Raw genomic sequence first — 266 nt, 5'->3', positions numbered from 1 at the left:
ACCCCCAACTACTTTCGGCGCTGAAGCGCTTAACTTCCGTGTTCGGCATGGGAACGGGTGTGGCCGCTTCGCTATCGCCACCAGACAAGTATTATATTAACATTATTTAGTCATAACGTCAATATTTTTTAAGAGATTGTTCTCTCAAAACTGAAGACTCATCAATTCATACAAACCTTAGACTAGATCAAAGCCTCGACCGATTAGTATCATTCAGCTCCACACGTCGCCGTGCTTCCACCCATGACCTATCTACCTCATCGTCT

At 44.7% G+C, this 266-nt stretch carries 2 rRNA genes; both read right to left on the bottom strand.

What is annotated here, in order from left to right:
* A 5S ribosomal RNA gene (gene rrf / locus KNP78_RS15655) occupies window positions 1-85 on the bottom strand; the annotation flags it as partial.
* A 98-nt stretch (window positions 86-183) separates the two neighbouring features.
* Window positions 184-266 (bottom strand): 23S ribosomal RNA (locus KNP78_RS15650); the annotation flags it as partial.

Origin of the sequence: Exiguobacterium sp. s28 (assembly GCF_018618135.1) — a bacterium.
Lineage (GTDB): Bacteria > Bacillota > Bacilli > Exiguobacteriales > Exiguobacteriaceae > Exiguobacterium > Exiguobacterium mexicanum_A.
The sequence above is the reverse complement of the archived record's forward strand: the minus strand, read 5'-3'. Positions and strand labels throughout refer to the sequence as shown.